Source organism: Neisseria sp. P0009.S008, from assembly GCF_051958615.1.
Lineage (GTDB): Bacteria > Pseudomonadota > Gammaproteobacteria > Burkholderiales > Neisseriaceae > Neisseria > Neisseria subflava.
Genome location: NZ_JBQCVG010000006.1, coordinates 39969 through 54978, shown reverse-complemented (window position 1 = coordinate 54978; position 15010 = coordinate 39969). Strand labels below are relative to the sequence as shown.

General features: G+C 50.7%; 16 protein-coding genes and 1 other RNA gene. 4 read left to right on the top strand and 13 right to left on the bottom strand.

The genetic code is table 11. The features are described 5' to 3' along the window. Nucleotides 1–6: 6 nt before the first annotated feature. The 4 genes from ACTHSQ_RS06215 (at nt 7) to rarD (ending at nt 5251) form a co-directional block, all read left to right on the top strand. Nucleotides 7–1959: a cytochrome c biogenesis protein ResB gene (locus ACTHSQ_RS06215; protein WP_036472736.1), complete on the top strand. Its 1953-nt coding sequence runs from the start codon at nt 7–9 to the stop codon at nt 1957–1959. Further along, complete coding sequence (gene ccsB / locus ACTHSQ_RS06210; RefSeq protein WP_154953099.1) at nt 1952–3139, top strand: c-type cytochrome biogenesis protein CcsB; 1188 nt, start codon at nt 1952–1954, stop codon at nt 3137–3139. Before ACTHSQ_RS06215 ends, ccsB begins: the two co-directional genes overlap by 8 nt. A 99-nt stretch (nt 3140–3238) precedes the next feature. Then, complete coding sequence (gene tsaD / locus ACTHSQ_RS06205) at nt 3239–4309, top strand: tRNA (adenosine(37)-N6)-threonylcarbamoyltransferase complex transferase subunit TsaD (RefSeq protein WP_154953100.1); 1071 nt, start codon at nt 3239–3241, stop codon at nt 4307–4309. A gap of 39 nt (nt 4310–4348) precedes the next feature. Then, a complete protein-coding gene (gene rarD, locus ACTHSQ_RS06200; RefSeq protein ID WP_440371141.1) occupies nt 4349–5251 on the top strand; it encodes an EamA family transporter RarD in 903 nt (300 codons plus the stop codon). Between the two features lie 93 nt (nt 5252–5344). Here rarD and murU read toward each other — a convergent pair whose 3' ends face one another. The 13 genes from murU to ACTHSQ_RS06135 form a co-directional block, all read right to left on the bottom strand. Continuing rightward, nucleotides 5345–6040 carry an N-acetylmuramate alpha-1-phosphate uridylyltransferase MurU gene (gene murU, locus ACTHSQ_RS06195; RefSeq protein WP_154953102.1) on the bottom strand — a complete coding sequence of 232 codons (696 nt, stop codon included), beginning with the start codon at nt 6038–6040 and terminating at the stop codon, nt 5345–5347. A gap of 85 nt (nt 6041–6125) precedes the next feature. Further along, nucleotides 6126–6626 (bottom strand): 4-hydroxyphenylacetate 3-monooxygenase, reductase component, encoded by a 501-nt coding sequence (gene hpaC, locus ACTHSQ_RS06190; RefSeq protein WP_003684519.1) that lies wholly within the window; start codon nt 6624–6626, stop codon nt 6126–6128. A 10-nt stretch (nt 6627–6636) separates the two neighbouring features. Further along, entirely contained in the window at nt 6637–7074 is a 438-nt protein-coding gene (hpaR, locus tag ACTHSQ_RS06185; RefSeq protein WP_003684610.1) for a homoprotocatechuate degradation operon regulator HpaR, read from the bottom strand. Between the two features lie 340 nt (nt 7075–7414). Next, complete coding sequence (locus ACTHSQ_RS06180; protein ID WP_440375945.1) at nt 7415–7924, bottom strand: protein disulfide oxidoreductase; 510 nt, start codon at nt 7922–7924, stop codon at nt 7415–7417. Between the two features lie 83 nt (nt 7925–8007). After that, nucleotides 8008–8400, bottom strand: coding sequence for a 30S ribosomal protein S9 (rpsI, locus tag ACTHSQ_RS06175; RefSeq protein ID WP_003681515.1), 393 nt, complete (start codon nt 8398–8400; stop codon nt 8008–8010). A gap of 12 nt (nt 8401–8412) precedes the next feature. After that, nucleotides 8413–8844, bottom strand: a complete 432-nt coding sequence (gene rplM / locus ACTHSQ_RS06170; RefSeq protein WP_003684605.1) for a 50S ribosomal protein L13 — start codon at nt 8842–8844, stop codon at nt 8413–8415. A gap of 178 nt (nt 8845–9022) precedes the next feature. Continuing rightward, nucleotides 9023–9203: non-coding RNA, 6S RNA (ssrS, locus tag ACTHSQ_RS06165), on the bottom strand. Nucleotides 9204–9211: 8 nt separating this feature from the next. Next, nucleotides 9212–9514, bottom strand: coding sequence for a cell division protein ZapA (locus ACTHSQ_RS06160; protein WP_003684483.1), 303 nt, complete (start codon nt 9512–9514; stop codon nt 9212–9214). An 11-nt stretch (nt 9515–9525) separates the two neighbouring features. After that, nucleotides 9526–9849, bottom strand: coding sequence for a hypothetical protein (locus tag ACTHSQ_RS06155; RefSeq protein WP_036472733.1), 324 nt, complete (start codon nt 9847–9849; stop codon nt 9526–9528). Nucleotides 9850–9923: 74 nt separating this feature from the next. Continuing rightward, nucleotides 9924–10913 carry an NAD(P)H-dependent glycerol-3-phosphate dehydrogenase gene (locus tag ACTHSQ_RS06150; protein ID WP_003684559.1) on the bottom strand — a complete coding sequence of 330 codons (990 nt, stop codon included), beginning with the start codon at nt 10911–10913 and terminating at the stop codon, nt 9924–9926. A gap of 135 nt (nt 10914–11048) precedes the next feature. Continuing rightward, nucleotides 11049–13208 (bottom strand): polysaccharide biosynthesis tyrosine autokinase, encoded by a 2160-nt coding sequence (locus ACTHSQ_RS06145; protein ID WP_440371143.1) that lies wholly within the window; start codon nt 13206–13208, stop codon nt 11049–11051. 26 nt (nt 13209–13234) lie between these two features. Further along, complete coding sequence (locus ACTHSQ_RS06140; protein WP_003684563.1) at nt 13235–13684, bottom strand: low molecular weight protein-tyrosine-phosphatase; 450 nt, start codon at nt 13682–13684, stop codon at nt 13235–13237. A 171-nt stretch (nt 13685–13855) separates the two neighbouring features. Further along, a complete protein-coding gene (locus tag ACTHSQ_RS06135; RefSeq protein WP_003684536.1) occupies nt 13856–14983 on the bottom strand; it encodes a polysaccharide export protein in 1128 nt (375 codons plus the stop codon). Between the last annotated feature and the right edge of the window lie 27 nt (nt 14984–15010).

Here is a 15010-nt window from a genome sequence, read left to right as displayed (position 1 = left end):
AGCTCCATGCGTTTTGCCGTCGCCTTGCTCAGCCTATTGGGCGTGGCTTCGATTATCGGTACGGTCTTGCAGCAAAACCAGCCACAAGTTGATTATTTGGTGAAATTCGGCCCGTTTTGGTCGCAGATTTTCGGTTTTTTGGGTCTGTACGACGTGTACGCCTCGGCGTGGTTCGTTGTCATCATGATGTTTTTGGTGATTTCCACCGGATTGTGCCTGATTCGCAATGTTCCGCCGTTTTTGCGCGAGATTCGTTCGTTCCGTGAAAACGCGAAGGAAAAATCGCTGGCGGCAATGCGCCATTCCATCGTTTTAGACGGACAGGTGACGCCCGAAATCGCGCAACGGTATTTGGAAGTACAAGGCTATGGCTGCAAAACCGTTACGCGTGAAGACGGTTCGGTTTTGGTGGCGGCGAAAAAAGGCGCGATGAACAAATGGGGCTATATCTTTGCCCATGCCGCGCTGATTGTGATTTGTTTGGGCGGTTTGATAGACAGCAATATCCTGCTGAAAATCGGTATGCTCACCGGACGAATCGTGCCCGACAATACGGCGGTTTACGCCAAAGACTTTAAGCCAGAAAGCGTGTTGGGTGAATCCAACCTGTCGTTTAGGGGCAATGTCAATATCGCGGAAGGGCAGAGCGCGGACGTGGTGTTTCTGAATGCGGATAACGGCATGCTGGTGCAAGACCTGCCGTTTTCGGTTAAATTAAAGAAATTCCATATCGACTTTTACGATACCGGTATGCCGCGTGATTTTGCCAGTGACTTGGAAGTAACGGACAAGGCAACCGGAAAAGTCAGCGAACACACCATCCGCGTCAACCATCCTTTGACGCTGCACGGTATCACGGTTTATCAGGCAAGTTTTGCCGACGGCGGCTCTGACTTGACGTTTAAAGCGTGGAATCTGGCTGATGCCGACCGTACTCCAGTTAAGCTCAAAGCGACTTCCATGCGCGAGTTTCCGCTGGATTTGGGCAAGACTTCTTATAAACTGGAATTTGACCAGTTTACTTCGATGAACGTCGAAGACATGAGCGAGCCGTCTGAAAAAGAGCAAAACCTGAAATCCGCCCTCAACGATGTTCGCTCCGTCCGTCAAGAAGGCAAAAAATACACCAATATCGGCCCGTCTATCGTTTACCGTATCCGCGACAAAGCAGGGCAGGCGGTCGAATATAAAAACTATATGTTGCCGGTAAAACAAGATGAAGACTATTTCTTCATTACCGGCACACGCAGCGGCTTGGCACAGCAATACCGCTGGTTGCGCATTCCGATGGATAAAAACGGCCAAATCGACACCTTTATGGCTTTGCGCCAATATCTGAAAGACGATGCGGCACGCCGTAAAACCGTTGCCAACGCCGTTAAAGGCGCGCCTGCCGAAATCCGTGAGCAATTTATGGCGGCAGCGGAAAACACCTTGTCGATTTTTGCCAAAGGCGGCTATTTGGCTTTGGACGAATTTGTTACCACCAACATTCCGAAAGAGCAGCAGGAAAAAATGCAGGGCTATTTCTATGAGATGCTCTATGGTGTGATGAATGCCGCTTTGGAAGATACGATCAGCACATACAATCTGCCGGCTTGGCCGCAGGATGAAAAACGCAACCGCTTCCTGCTGCATGCAATGGATGCTTACACCGGTTTGACCGAATATCCCGCGCCGATGCTGCTGCAACTGGAAAGTTTTACCGAAGTGCGCTCTTCCGGCCTGCAGATGACCCGTTCGCCGGGCGCATTCTTGGTGTATTTGGGTTCGGTATTGCTGGTGTTGGGTACGGTGTTTATGTTCTATATTCGTGAAAAACGTGCTTGGCTGCTGTTTTCAGACGGCCGTATCCGTTTTGCCATGTCTTCCAGCCGCAACGAACGCGACTTGCAGAAAGAATTTCCGCAACACACACGGCAATTGCAGCAGCTTGCCAAGGATTTGAACCATGAATAACAAACATCAGGCCTTGCCCGAGCATGAGCTTCTGACACACAAATCATTTATCCGAAACCTTAACCTTTTCGACTGGGCGTTCGCGCTGCTGATTGCAATCGGTGCGTTTATTGCCCAAACCCAGGCCGGTCTGCACATGGACATCTACGAAATGGCGATTTTGTGGGTGAGTGGCGGTATTGCCGTTTTTCTGGGTTGGTTTTTCAAACCGATGCGCTGGTTTATCCCTTTGGGCGTGTGCTTGGCGTATTTGGCCGTTGATTTGTATGGTGGCGACATCAAACACGCAGACGGCTTCCTGCTCAAATACCTGTTAAGCAGCCAGTCGGCGATTATGTGGCAATGCGCGTTTGTGTTCTTCGCCTTGTTTGCCTATATCGTCGGCGCAATAGCGGCGGTGCGCAAAAATGTGCCGTCCAATACGCTTTTGGGCATGGGTACCGTGTTTGCGTGGGTTTCCGCGGTGGCGGGCTTTGTCGGCTTGCTGGTGCGCTGGCATGAAAGCTATCTGCTGCGTCCCGATGCCGGCCATATTCCGGTTTCCAACCTTTACGAAGTATTCATCTTGTTCTTGGTCATTACGGCGCTGATGTACCTCTATTACGAAGGCCGTTTTGCCGTACAAAAACTAGGCGGCTTCGTCTTCAGCTTTATGGCGATTGTGGTCGGATTTGTCTTGTGGTACAGCGTTTCACGCGAAGCGCATGCCATTCAGCCGCTGATTCCTGCGTTGCAGTCTTGGTGGATGAAAATCCACGTTCCGGCCAACTTTATCGGCTACGGCGCATTCTGTATCGCCGCCATGCTGGGTATTGCCGAACTGTTGGCACTCAGAAAAGAAGATGCAGGCAAAAAATCATGGCTGCCGCAATCTCAAGTCATTGAAGAAGTCATGTACAAAGCGATTGCTGTCGGTTTCCTGTTTTTCACCATCGCCACCATCCTCGGCGCATTGTGGGCAGCCGATGCGTGGGGCCGCTATTGGAGCTGGGACCCGAAAGAAACTTGGGCGTTTATCGTTTGGCTGAATTACGCTGTCTGGTTGCATTTGCGGCTGGTGGCAGGCTGGCGCGGCAGGGTGTTGGCTTGGTGGGCGGTCATCGGCTTAATCATTACCGCCTTTGCCTTTATCGGCGTAAATATGTTCTTGAGCGGCCTGCATTCTTACGGCACTTTGTAAGCAGCCTATCCCGCACTTTATTTCAGACGGCCTTTTTCCGTTTTCGGAGAAAACGCCGTCTGAATCGTTTTTAATCATTTTTTCAGACGGCCTCAAACCATGTTGGTATTAGGAATTGAATCATCTTGCGACGAAACCGGTGTTGCGCTCTACGATACCGAGCGCGGCCTGTTGGCGCATCATTTGCACACACAAATGGCGATGCACGCCGAATATGGCGGCGTTGTCCCTGAATTGGCCAGCCGCGACCATATCCGCCGTGTCGTACCGTTGACGCAAGGTTGCTTGAAGGAAGCAGGCGTAGGCTATGCCGATATTGACGCGGTTGCCTTTACGCAAGGCCCGGGTTTGGGCGGCGCATTGCTGGCCGGTTCAGGCTTCGCCAATGCATTGGCGTTTGCCATCGGCAAGCCCGTTATCCCCGTTCATCATCTTGAAGGCCATTTGCTCTCGCCCTTGTTGGCAGACGACAAGCCTGAATTTCCATTTGTCGCTTTGCTGGTGTCGGGCGGACATACGCAATTTATGGCTGTACGCGGTATCGGCGATTACACCTTGCTGGGTGAGAGCGTGGATGATGCGGCAGGCGAGGCGTTTGATAAAACGGCCAAACTTTTGGGTTTGCCTTATCCCGGCGGTGCCAAATTGTCCGAGCTGGCCAAACTCGGCACACCTGATACTTTCACGTTCCCACGCCCCATGCTCCATTCGCACGATTTGCAGATGAGCTTTTCCGGTTTGAAAACTGCCGTTTTGACCGCAGTCGAAAAAGTCCGCGCCGAAACCGGCAGCGATGAAATTCCGGAACAGACGCGTAACGACATTTGCCGCGCTTTCCAAGATGCGGTGGTCGATGTGTTGGCGGCCAAAGCCAAAAAAGCGTTGTTGGATACCGGCTTCAGGACTTTGGTAGTTGCCGGCGGTGTGGGTGCAAACTGGAAACTGCGTGATGAATTTTCACGCTTAACCGTTAAAATGCCGTCTGAAAAAGGCAAACCCAAACCGCAGGAAGAAAAAATCAATGTTTATTTCCCGCCGATGGCATATTGCACCGACAACGGCGCAATGATTGCCTTTGCCGGCGCGATGCGTCTTGCCGAACGTCAGGCTGTCGGCGCATTCAATGTCAAGCCACGCTGGCCACTGTCGGATATTGTGAAGCAGGGCTGATGCATTAGACTGCTTCGATGCAATGAAAGGCCGTCTGAAATGACGAATTTATCCAAAGGTTTGCTGGCGGCCATAACGTCCAATGTGTTGTTTGCCATGCTGTTTCTGTACGGCGTATGGATGCAGCCGATGAGCGGCACGGAAATTTTTGCATGGCGTATGGTGGCGATGCTGTCGGCTTTATGCGTACTGATGACGATGGTCAACGGTTGGCAGGCGGCTGCGCGGTTTGTGATCAATATCGGCCGTGATTGGAAGCGATGGCTGTTGATTGTATTGCCGACGCCGATATTTGCCAGCCAGTTGTGGCTGTTTGTCTGGGGGCCGGTCAACGGCGAAGGCGTAAACGTGGCGATGGGCTATTTTCTGTTCCCATTGTCTATGATGCTGGGCGGACGGATTTGGTTTAAAGAGCGTTTAAACCGATTGCAGACGGTTGCCATTGCATTGGCATGTGCAGGCGTAGCATGTGAATTGGTACGGTCGGGTGCGTTTTCGTGGACGACTGTATGGGTGTTTGGTACTTATCCGTTTTATTATTTGTTGCGCCGAAAACTGGGTGTGCCTTCTTTAATCGGATTGACGTTTGATTTGTTGATGATTATGCCATTTGCGTTGGCGTATATTATATTTGCAACGGATACGCCGGCGATGATAGCGGCCAAACCGGTTTTAATCTTCTTTATTGTGTTGCTGGGCTTCAATAGCGCAATATCCATGCATTTGAATTTGAAGGCAAATCAGTTGCTGCCGGTTGCAGTGTTCGGTATGTTGAGCTATTTGGAACCTGTGTTGCTCTTTATCGTGTCGATTGTGTGGCTGGGCGAGCCGGTACAAAAAGGTGCATTGATCGGCTATGGCCTGATTTGGTCGGGATTATGCGTGATGATAGCCAATGGCTTGTTGGGAATGAAGAAAGAAAAGAAATTGGCTAAAGCTTGATGATAGATTAAGGCCGTCTGAAAACTGAGTTGAACAATATTTTCAGACGGCCTTTGATATTGAAAGGGACGTATCGGATGCGTCCCTTTTGTTTTACCAGCTTTGGGCAATACGGTCGGCTTCTTGCAGGCGTTTGACTGTGCCGACGTCCAACCAAAGGCCGTTGTGATGTTCACCGCTGATTTGGTTTTGGCTCATGGCTTGACGCAACAGTGGGGCAAGTTTGGCAGCTTGGTGCGCCGGGGTATCTTTGAAAAGCGCAGGATGATAGACACCTACGCCGCTGAAAGTCAGGGCTTGGCCGTCTGTGGATGAGGCGGAAACCAGGCCGTCTGAAAGCAGGCCGAAGTCGCCTTCGGGATGATGGGGCGGATTGTCCACCAGCCACAAATGGGCGAGAAGGTTGTGTTCCTGCATACGCTTGGCAGCCAGTTGTGCAGCTTGGAAATCAATGTCGGTCAATACGTCGCCATTGACGACCAAAAACGGCTCGTCGCCCAAAAGAGGCAGGGCGGTGGCAATGCCGCCAGCGGTTTCCAGACCTCCGGCGCGTTCGGGAGAATAGGCAATGCGCACGCCGTAGTCTGAACCGTCTTTCAAGGTATCTTCGATTTGCTGGCCAAGCCAGGCATGGTTGATGACGATTTCAGTGAATCCGGCCTGTTGCAGGCGGCGCAAGTGCCAACCGATAAGCGGCGTGCCAGCTACTTCGAGTAAGGGTTTGGGCGTGTGGTCGGTCAGGGGGCGCATGCGTTCGCCGCGACCGGCGGCCAGGATCATTGCTTTCATGGGTGTGCCTATAATGTGTGAAACAGAAAAGGTCTCAGGCCGTCTGAAAAATGAAACCGATGTTTCAGACGGCTGAGACCTTTATTTATGCCAAATATTTGAATTGCCTACGGAAATACAGCAATGCCGGTGCTTGCGTGTCGGTATTGCGGATTTCATTGAGCTGAACGAAAAAGACGTAATGCGTGCCGATTTCGCGTTGATCAACAATGCTGCCGTGCAGGTGCGCCAGCGCGCCTTCGACTTCGAGCTGCCCGGTTTGCCCTCTATGCCAAATATGGTATTCGAAGCGTTCTTCGGGTGAGAGGTCGGTCAGTCCGGCAAAGTGTTCGGCGATATCCTGCTGGCTGTCGTTGAGCGTGTTGATGCACAAATCATGGTTGCCTTGCAGGATGGGAATGATGGCGGATTGGCGGTTGATGCACAGCATGACCGTCGGTGGCTCGTCGGTAACGGCAGTGACGGCAGTCATGGTAATGCCATAGCGTCCTGCTTCGCCGTCTGTCGTAATAACATGCACGCCGGCGGCACAGGAGGCCATGGCATCTCGAAATGATCTCTTGAGTGTGTGTGTTGAGTCTGTCATCCGGCTTTCTTTATTTTAATGCCTGTTCGATTTTTGCCAGCTCTGCCAAGAGTTCTTTGAGTTGTGCCATTTTTTCTTTGGATAGAACTTTTTCAATCGCATCGTAGCGTTCGTCAACCAATGCACCGATGGATTCATAGAGTTTCTCACCTTCAGGCGTCAGTTTCAGGTAGACACGGCGTTGGTCGTTGGAAGGCTTCAGGCGGACGGCCAAACCTGCTTTTTCCAAGCGGGTCAGAATGCCGGTCAGACTGGGGCGAAGGATGCAGGCCTGATTGGCCAAATCTTGAAAGTCGAGTGTGCCGTTTTCCGCTAAGAGCCGGATGATACGCCATTGTTGGTCGGTAATATTGGCTTGGTTCAGAATAGGGCGGAATTGGGTCATCAATGCTTCCCGCGCCTGAATCAGACCGATATTGATAGATGCATGTTTAGATTGGTTGGGCATTACTAAGTCTCCGGTGTTATCAAAAATCAAACCGTTGAAGCGTGAGGTAGATTGATAAAGGCGAATATTGCTGTTTTAAGTCTGCCGTCGGCAGCCGGGTTTATGGGAACAAAAGCATCACTGCCACAATATTAGATGAAGATCTCTAACAGTTTGTTTTGATAATAATGTTTCCAATTGTTCTTATGGTTATATCTTAGTCTATTTTCCTTATAATCTCAACAAAATCATATGTTATTGGGAAAGAGATAGTTTATTTATTTATGAAATCGAATTGGTTGAATATATTCAGGTGAAATTATTCTTTAGATTTTCTATTTTTGGTGGATTTTCAATGAATTTAGCTGAAGATATTTGCCAAGTAAATTCTGATTTTTAATCCGATATAACTGGAAAGTCCAGATGTGTGATGAATCATTTTGCCATCTTTTAATATGATAATGGTCGGCGTGACGGCTATGTTCCATTTTTGAGCCATCAGGCCGTCTGAATCATTGAAGTTTGGAAAGGATAGATTGTTTTGTTGCATATGGTGGGTAATGTCCGCATCGCTTCCGGAGCGCAAGGCTATGCCCAGTGTTGGGATATTGTCTTGGTGCAGCTTTTCTATGGTGGACGATGTGTATGAACAAATACGACACCAGCTGCCCCAAAAATAAACGACGGCAACTCGATTTTGGCTGAAGGATTGAAGGGAAGTGGTTTGCCCATCAGTTAAAGTCAGTGTTTGTGCTGCCGACTGCAAGGGTTGGTCAGGCTTGCGCACCCAGTCGACAATCAGGGATAAGAAGATGAAGATAATCACAGCCTGAAGCAATGATTTGGCGTAGTGGAGCAGGGTTTTCATCATATATTGCGTGGTATTGGATTATTGTTTTATAAATGAAAAAAGCCTTGCAGAGCAAGGCTTTTTGATTCGATTCTGAAAACGTATTAACGTTTGGAGAATTGTTTTGCGCGACGTGCTTTGCGCAAACCTGGTTTTTTACGTTCAACTTCACGAGCATCGCGAGTAACGAAGCCTGCTTGAGACAGAGCTGGTTTCAGAGCTGCGTCGAAGTCGATCAGGGCGCGGGTGATGCCGTGACGGATAGCGCCGGATTGACCGGTTTCGCCACCACCGGTTACGTTAACTTTGATGTCGAAAGATTCGGCATTTTCAGTCAGAACCAGAGGTTGACGTACAACCATGCGGCTGGTTTCACGTGCGAAGAATTCGTCAACGGGACGGCCGTTTACGATGATTTGGCCGGTACCTTTAGTCAAGAATACACGAGCCACTGAACTTTTGCGGCGGCCTGTGCCGTAGTAGTATTTACCGTTCATGTCGTGTCCTTATTATTTCAGTTCCAAAACTTTAGGTTGTTGTGCAGCGTGGCCGTGTTCGGCGCCGGCGTACACTTTCAGTTTTTTGATCATGGCGTAGCCCAGAGGACCTTTAGGCAACATGCCTTTTACGGCTTGTTCCAAAGCGCGGCCTGGGAATTGCTCTTGCATTTCGCGGAAAGTACGCTCGTAGATGCCGCCTGGGAAACCAGAGTGACGGAAGTATTTTTTGTCTTCGAATTTAGCACCGGTCACGCGCAGTTTGTCTGCGTTGATGACGATGATGTAGTCGCCGGTATCAACGTGAGGGGTGTATTCGGGTTTGTGTTTGCCGCGCAGACGGTGTGCGACTTCGGCTGCGACACGACCCAGAACTTTGTCTTCTGCGTCAATGACGAACCATTCGCGCTTCACCTCGTGGGGTTTTGCAGAGAAGGTTTTCATGGTTGGAATCCAGATATATATAGAAAGTTATGGATTTTAAAGAGGAGATTGGCTTTTGTCAATCTTAATTGAACGTGTTTGATGCATGAATATGCGGTTTTTTCAGACGGCCGGAAATCTTTACGAAAGTCTTTACTTAGAAAGGGGAAAGCCACACCTGTCGGTATGGCTTTTTTAGGGAATCCCCACGAGTGCCGTTTAGGCTGAATCCGCTTGAACCTTGCTGACAAGGCGGTCACCTCGGGTAGTTTCGGGTGCGTCCGACAAACGGACGCTCGCGCCCACTACAGCTCCCGGCAACCTAAAGCGAACGTATTGGTTCAAAGGAATATATGCCTTCGCGAACACCGCAGGGAAAAGGGGGAAATCAGTTTTGCTCCAAGCGCGCCAGTGCTTTTTGGCACGCGTTGTTCATGTCGGTTATTCTACGCTCAAATTCACCGATTGCCAAATCGTCGTTGAGGGTGGCTTTCAAGAGGTCGTGTACGACGTTGAGGGCTGCCATGACGACGATTTTGTCCGTACCGACGATGCGGCCGCTTTCTTTAATCGCATCGCTTTTTTTGTTGAGCATTTCAACGGCTTGCAGGAGGGTGGCTTTTTCTTCACTCGGCGTGTTGATGGTGAAGTTGACATTTATGATGTCGAGATTGACTTGTTCGATACTCACGGGGCGTCCTTTTATTGTTGTGTTTCTTGGGGCAATCGGGCAATGAGGCTGCGGATTTGGTCTGCACTTTGGGCCAGCGCATTGCGGTAGTTTTCTTTTTCGGCAGTCAGGTTGTCAATTTTGCTTTGCAGGTCTTCTTTGAGTTTGCCGACTTGAACCAGCAAGGCTTCGCTGAGTTCGTCAATGGCTGCTTCGTGTTGGTTTTTTTGTTGCTCTTGCTCGAGTTTGAGTCTGTCGATTTCTTCGTTGAGGCGGCGGTTTTCTGAAACCAGCGTTTCAAATTTTTGGACAAGTTGGTAAACGTTGATTTCCAGATTGTTCAGTGATTGGTTCATGTATTTCCCTTCAGACGGCCTTATGGCCGTCATATTGTGTGTCAGGCCGTCTGAACGGCAGACGGCGCGACCGTTTATTCGAAGCGCGCGCTTCGTTCCATCAGTCGTTCAACGACTTGCTGCGGGGTCATTTCTTTGCGGATGAGTTGCAGCAGGGTTTGAGTGATGGGCATATCGATTTGGTATTTGGCGGCGGTGTTGAAGACTTCTTCAATGGTGCTGACGCCTTCGGAAACGTGGCCGATTTCGACAAGCACTTGATGCAACTCTTTGCCCTCTGCGAGGCCGAGGCCGACGCGGCGGTTGCGCGAAAGTGCGCCGGTACAGGTCAGGATAAGGTCGCCGATGCCTGCCAAGCCCATCATGGTTTTGGGTTGCGCGCCCATGGCGATGGCGAGGCGGGTGATTTCGGCAAGACCGCGTGTTACTAAGGCTGCGCGTGCATTGAGGCCGTATTCGAGGCCGTCTGAAAGGCCGGTGGCAATCGCCATGATGTTTTTAACAGCACCACCCACAGCGACGCCGATGACGTCGGTGCTGCCGTACAGGCGCATTACGTTGGTGTTCAGGTGGGCAGTGGTTTCTTCCACCCAGTCTTTGTTTTCGGAAGCAAGCACGATGGCGCAAGGCAGTTGGGCTGCAAGTTCTTGGGCAAAGCTCGGACCTGAGAGAACGCCGATTTTTTTATTGTTAGGCAGGACTTCTTTCAGTACTTGGAAAGTCAGAAGGCCGGTATCTTGTTCAAAACCTTTGCAGGCGGCGAGAACGGGAATATCGGCGGCGTTATGCTGTTTGAGCAGCTCGGCGCTGCTTCTGAGGCCGGCTACGGAGGTAACGATCAGGGCAAGTTGGCTGTCTTTCAGCGCTTCGCCCAAATCGGCGTGAACGGTCAGGGACTCAGGGAAAGGGAAGCCGGGCAGGCCGCGTTTGTTTTCGCGATCTGCTTGCAGGGTGCGGATTTGGTCGGGATTGCGTGTCCAAAGGGCAACTTCATTGTTGTGGTGCGCAAAGTGCAACGCGAGAGCTGTACCCCACGAACCTGCGCCGATGACGGTAATTTTCATGTTTCTCTTCCATATGGGAATGGGGCTTACTTTAAAACAAACGGCTTTTGGGTGCAAGGGCGGCGTTTGTGAAAAATATTTTGTGCCGTTTAAAAAGCCTTAGGCCGTCTGAAAGTTCAGACGGCCTGCTTCGGTTTATGATTTATTGTTACCGGAATGGTAGGCATCGTAGGCGTAGTAGTCGTAGCTGTTGTTGGCTTCGCGCTTCATACCGTTGAGGACGACACCTTTGATGTTGATGTGGTTTTGTTTGAGGCGTTCGACGCTGGCCTCAAGCTCTCGTGCACGCGTGTGCGCATAACGGCTGATCATCAGGACGGTGCCTGCATGTTGGCCGATGATGACGGCGTCGGTCACGGCCAATACGGGCGGCGTGTCCAAGATGACGTAGTCGTAGCGTTGGCTAGCGTTGGCAAGCAACTCGTTGAAACGGTTGTCCATCAAAAGCTCAGACGGATTGCTAGGATAGCTGCCGCTGCTGATGAGGTGGAGGTTTTCAATGCCGGTTTCTTGTACGGCTTTAGCCGGAGCTGCTTTGCCGTTGAGGATGTCAGACAAGCCGAACTCGGGGGTAAGGCTGAAGAGTCGGTCGAGGTAGCCTTTGCGCATATCGGTATCGATAAGCAGAACGCGTTTGCCCGACTGCGCCATTACGGTGGCGAGGTTGGCGGAGATAAAGGATTTACCTGCTTCAGGCGAGGCACCGGTAATCATGAGGACGTTGTTAGGCGCGTCCAGCATGGAGAAGTAGATATTGGTGCGCAGGGCGCGGATGGCTTCGACGGCCGTGTCGGTACGGTCTTCGCTGGCCAGCAGATAGTTGGAACGGCCGCCGGTTTTCTTGAATTTGCTTTTGAAGAAGTCGCGTTTTTGCTGGGTTTTGGAGTGCGGAACAAGAGCGACGACTTCCAAATTGAGGTTTTCGATTTCTTCGGATGAAGTAATGCCGTTTTTCATGCGGTTGCGAATCATCAGCCACAAAGCGGTCAATGAACCTGCGGCAAGTGCGCTCAGGAGCGTGATGACGGCTTTGCGCGGGGCAACGGGGTTTTCAGGGACATAGGCATAATCGACGATGCGGACATTACCTTGCGCACTGGCTTTCATGATGTTGAGTTCTTGTTGTTTGCTCAACAGTTGGACGTAGGTAGCCTGGTTGGTTTCTACGTCGCGGGTCAGGCGGATAACTTCTTGTTGGGTATTCGGCAACTCAGCAATTTGTTGGTTGATTTTGTTTTTAGCACGCTCGAGAACGGCAAGTTTGTCCAATACGGCTTTATAGGAAGGGTGTTCCGGCGTGTACAGCTCGGCCAAACCTGCTTCTTCGGTTTTGAGCAGGGTAATTTGGGTTTCGATGCCGGTCAGGCTTTCCAATGCGCCTTTGGACTCGAGTGGAATGTCGAGGGAGCCTGATTGTTGGCGGTAGGCATTGAGTTTGTTTTCAGCGTCTTGCAAGGTTTCTTTCAAGCGTGGCAATTCTTCGCTGATGAAGGCCAAACCGCTGGATGCAACTTGGACGTCGCGTTCGCGGTTTTGCGCAACGTAGTTGTCGGCAATGCTGTTGAGGATGACACTGGTACGTTTAGGGTCAGTGCCGGTAAAGGTAAGGTTGATGATGGGGCTGGTTTTACCTTTGCTGATGACCGCCAGTTTGTTTTGGATGTTTTCGATGGCGCTGATGCGCGAGAACTTGGTCAACGCAAATTCTTGACCCGGATTGGCTAAGATTTGATCGATTTTGAGGGTGGTTTGATTGTTGATTTTCAGAGGTACGCCGACCTTGCCTTCTACAACGCGTTTGTCAGGCAGGGTAAGGGTATAGGCTTTGTTGCTCTTGGCGGTCAGCGTGAAGGTTTTGTTGAACCATTCGTCTTGTACGGTAAAGCTGCCGACGGTCAGTTTGGGATCAGGGTCGCCGCTGACGTTGTGCATCAGGCTGCCGATAACGGGTGTGTATTTGGCTTTGACTTCTTGGTCAAGCTGAAGGTTGTCAACGGTTTTACCCAGTACCAAGCGTGATTGAACCAGCTCGACTTCTGCTTCAGACGGCGTGGTTTGGTTGTTGAAGATGCTGTTGATTTCGGTCAGGATTTGGTTTTGTCGCGTTTCAATTTCCAGCATGGCGTCGGCACGGTATTGCGGAGTGGATGCCAGGCTGAAGGCTGCGCCAAGAATGCCGCCTGCAAGCAGGGCGGCGAGGATTTTGTATTTATTTGTCCAAATTACGCGCAGCTGTTGGCCGAAGTCGATTTCGTCGTTGTCTGCGCTGTAAGGTGTGTAGGTCGTTTTTTTCATTGCTTGCTTTCTTGTTCATGCCGGTTTTATACCGGTTGAGTTTTTCCGTTTAGTTTGGTTTTCCAAGTGTCTGCGGCAGCATTGAGCTGTTCAAAAACGGCTTCAAACATTTCGCTGCTTTGTTTGTATGGGTCAGGTATGGTTTTTTTAGGCAACCATTGGGCAAACAGCATGGTTTTGCTGCGTGCCGGCGGATGGATGTCGGCCACCATATCGATTTGACTGGGCTCCATGACGAGAATCAAATCGGCCTGTTCGCACATCGGGGCGGTCAGTTGGCGTGGCGTATGGCCTGCAACGATGACGCCGTGTTTGAGTGCGGTTTTAATGGCCTGGAAATCGGCATCCTTACCTGCCAGTGCTTTTATGCCGGCGCTGTTGATTTGATGGCCGGGTAGTTTTTTCTGCATGATCCGCTCTGCAGTGGGGGAGCGGCAGATGTTGCCTAGGCAGACGATGAGTATGTTGTGGTACATGATATTGTTTTCGGTTTATGGCCTGAAAAAAACGTGAGTCAGACTATAAGATACTGCTTTTCCGTTTGTGCGGTGTGTACGGCTTTTGTATGCCGTTTATGTAATTAGCTTGGATTGTGCGTGATTTTGTATCCTGCTGTCAAACAAGGGTCTGACAGCAGGAACCACTGTTTATCTAAACGTATTGTCGAGGGTGTTGACGTTGCTGATGGAGTTGGTAATTTGTGACATTACGCGGTTCCAACGGGTAACCGGGGCGGCGGTAACGTAAACGGTATCTTCCGAACGCAGTTTGAATTCGCTGCCCAATGCGTAAGAAGTCGCATCTTTCAGGTTGAGCTGATAGATGTGGATAGGTTTGGCCGCGTCTTCTGGTGCGCGGCGGATTACGAATACGCCGGTTGCGTCAGCATAGTTTTGGTTCATACCGCCGACTTCTCCGAGCGCTTGGGTCAGGTTGAGGCCGTGATTGCCGATCGGCAGTGTGGCTTGTTTGCCGACTTCGCCCATGATGTAGATTTTGTTGTTGCTGCTGTTAGGAACGTAAACGATGTCGCCATGGCTGAGAAGATGGTTTTGCGACATATCACCGTATTGCAGCATGTCTTGCAGGGAGATGGTGCGGTCGACGCCGTTGTGCGTCCATTTGATGTGTTGGGTGTCGGCACTTTGGGTAACGCCGCCTGCTTGGTTGATGGCATCCAAAATGGTCATCGGGATATTGGTAATCGGCAGTTGACCTGCTTGATTGATGGCACCGGATACTGAAATGCGTTGCGAACGGAATTCGGTAACGTTGATGGCTACTTGAGGGTTTTTGATGTAGCGTTTCAGAAGGTTGGTCAGGGTGTTTTGCAATTCGTCCAAAGTTTTGTCTTTGGCTTGAATTTTGCCTGCCAGCGGGTAAGTAATATAACCGCCCTCATCTACCCAGGCCCCGCGGCTGACTTGGTTGGTTTGCGGGTTGCTTTGCTGGATAGGGGAGTTAAGGTCGGAGTGCGCCCAAACCATGATATTGAGGACGTCGCCGCTGCCGATGCGGTAGCGGTAAGCGCTTTTGCTTTGCTCCAAACCTTGGTTGTTTTGGGAAAGTACAGGCGGCTTACGCATTTTTTCAATCAGGTTGGGCGTGATGGGGTAAACGGCAACGCGGCTGTCGAGGTTGGTGTCGGCTGCGGTGTCGGTATCGGTGTAAACAATGGTTTTGGTTCTGGTTTTGATGGTTGAACCAGGAATGACTGTCGTGCTGTTACAGGCAGTCAGTGCGAATAGAGTAAGCAGGGAGAGCGTTTTTTTCATGTAGTAGTCCTTGCGGGATGGTGTCCG

What these genes read in the sequence shown, in the direction of transcription:
- rpsI (WP_003681515.1), bottom strand. Translation starts at nt 8,400, where the DNA reads ATGAACGGTAAATACTACTACGGCACAGGCCGCCGCAAAAGTTCAGTG.
- ACTHSQ_RS06180 (WP_440375945.1), bottom strand. Translation starts at nt 7,924, where the DNA reads ATGATGAAAACCCTGCTCCACTACGCCAAATCATTGCTTCAGGCTGTG.
- ccsB (WP_154953099.1), top strand. Translation starts at nt 1,952, where the DNA reads ATGAATAACAAACATCAGGCCTTGCCCGAGCATGAGCTTCTGACACAC.
- ACTHSQ_RS06155 (WP_036472733.1), bottom strand. Translation starts at nt 9,849, where the DNA reads ATGAACCAATCACTGAACAATCTGGAAATCAACGTTTACCAACTTGTC.
- rplM (WP_003684605.1), bottom strand. Translation starts at nt 8,844, where the DNA reads ATGAAAACCTTCTCTGCAAAACCCCACGAGGTGAAGCGCGAATGGTTC.
- ACTHSQ_RS06135 (WP_003684536.1), bottom strand. Translation starts at nt 14,983, where the DNA reads ATGAAAAAAACGCTCTCCCTGCTTACTCTATTCGCACTGACTGCCTGT.
- ACTHSQ_RS06215 (WP_036472736.1), top strand. Translation starts at nt 7, where the DNA reads ATGCGTTTTGCCGTCGCCTTGCTCAGCCTATTGGGCGTGGCTTCGATT.
- hpaR (WP_003684610.1), bottom strand. Translation starts at nt 7,074, where the DNA reads ATGCCCAACCAATCTAAACATGCATCTATCAATATCGGTCTGATTCAG.
- ACTHSQ_RS06150 (WP_003684559.1), bottom strand. Translation starts at nt 10,913, where the DNA reads ATGAAAATTACCGTCATCGGCGCAGGTTCGTGGGGTACAGCTCTCGCG.
- ACTHSQ_RS06140 (WP_003684563.1), bottom strand. Translation starts at nt 13,684, where the DNA reads ATGTACCACAACATACTCATCGTCTGCCTAGGCAACATCTGCCGCTCC.
- murU (WP_154953102.1), bottom strand. Translation starts at nt 6,040, where the DNA reads ATGAAAGCAATGATCCTGGCCGCCGGTCGCGGCGAACGCATGCGCCCC.
- tsaD (WP_154953100.1), top strand. Translation starts at nt 3,239, where the DNA reads ATGTTGGTATTAGGAATTGAATCATCTTGCGACGAAACCGGTGTTGCG.
- ACTHSQ_RS06145 (WP_440371143.1), bottom strand. Translation starts at nt 13,208, where the DNA reads ATGAAAAAAACGACCTACACACCTTACAGCGCAGACAACGACGAAATC.
- hpaC (WP_003684519.1), bottom strand. Translation starts at nt 6,626, where the DNA reads ATGACAGACTCAACACACACACTCAAGAGATCATTTCGAGATGCCATG.
- rarD (WP_440371141.1), top strand. Translation starts at nt 4,349, where the DNA reads ATGACGAATTTATCCAAAGGTTTGCTGGCGGCCATAACGTCCAATGTG.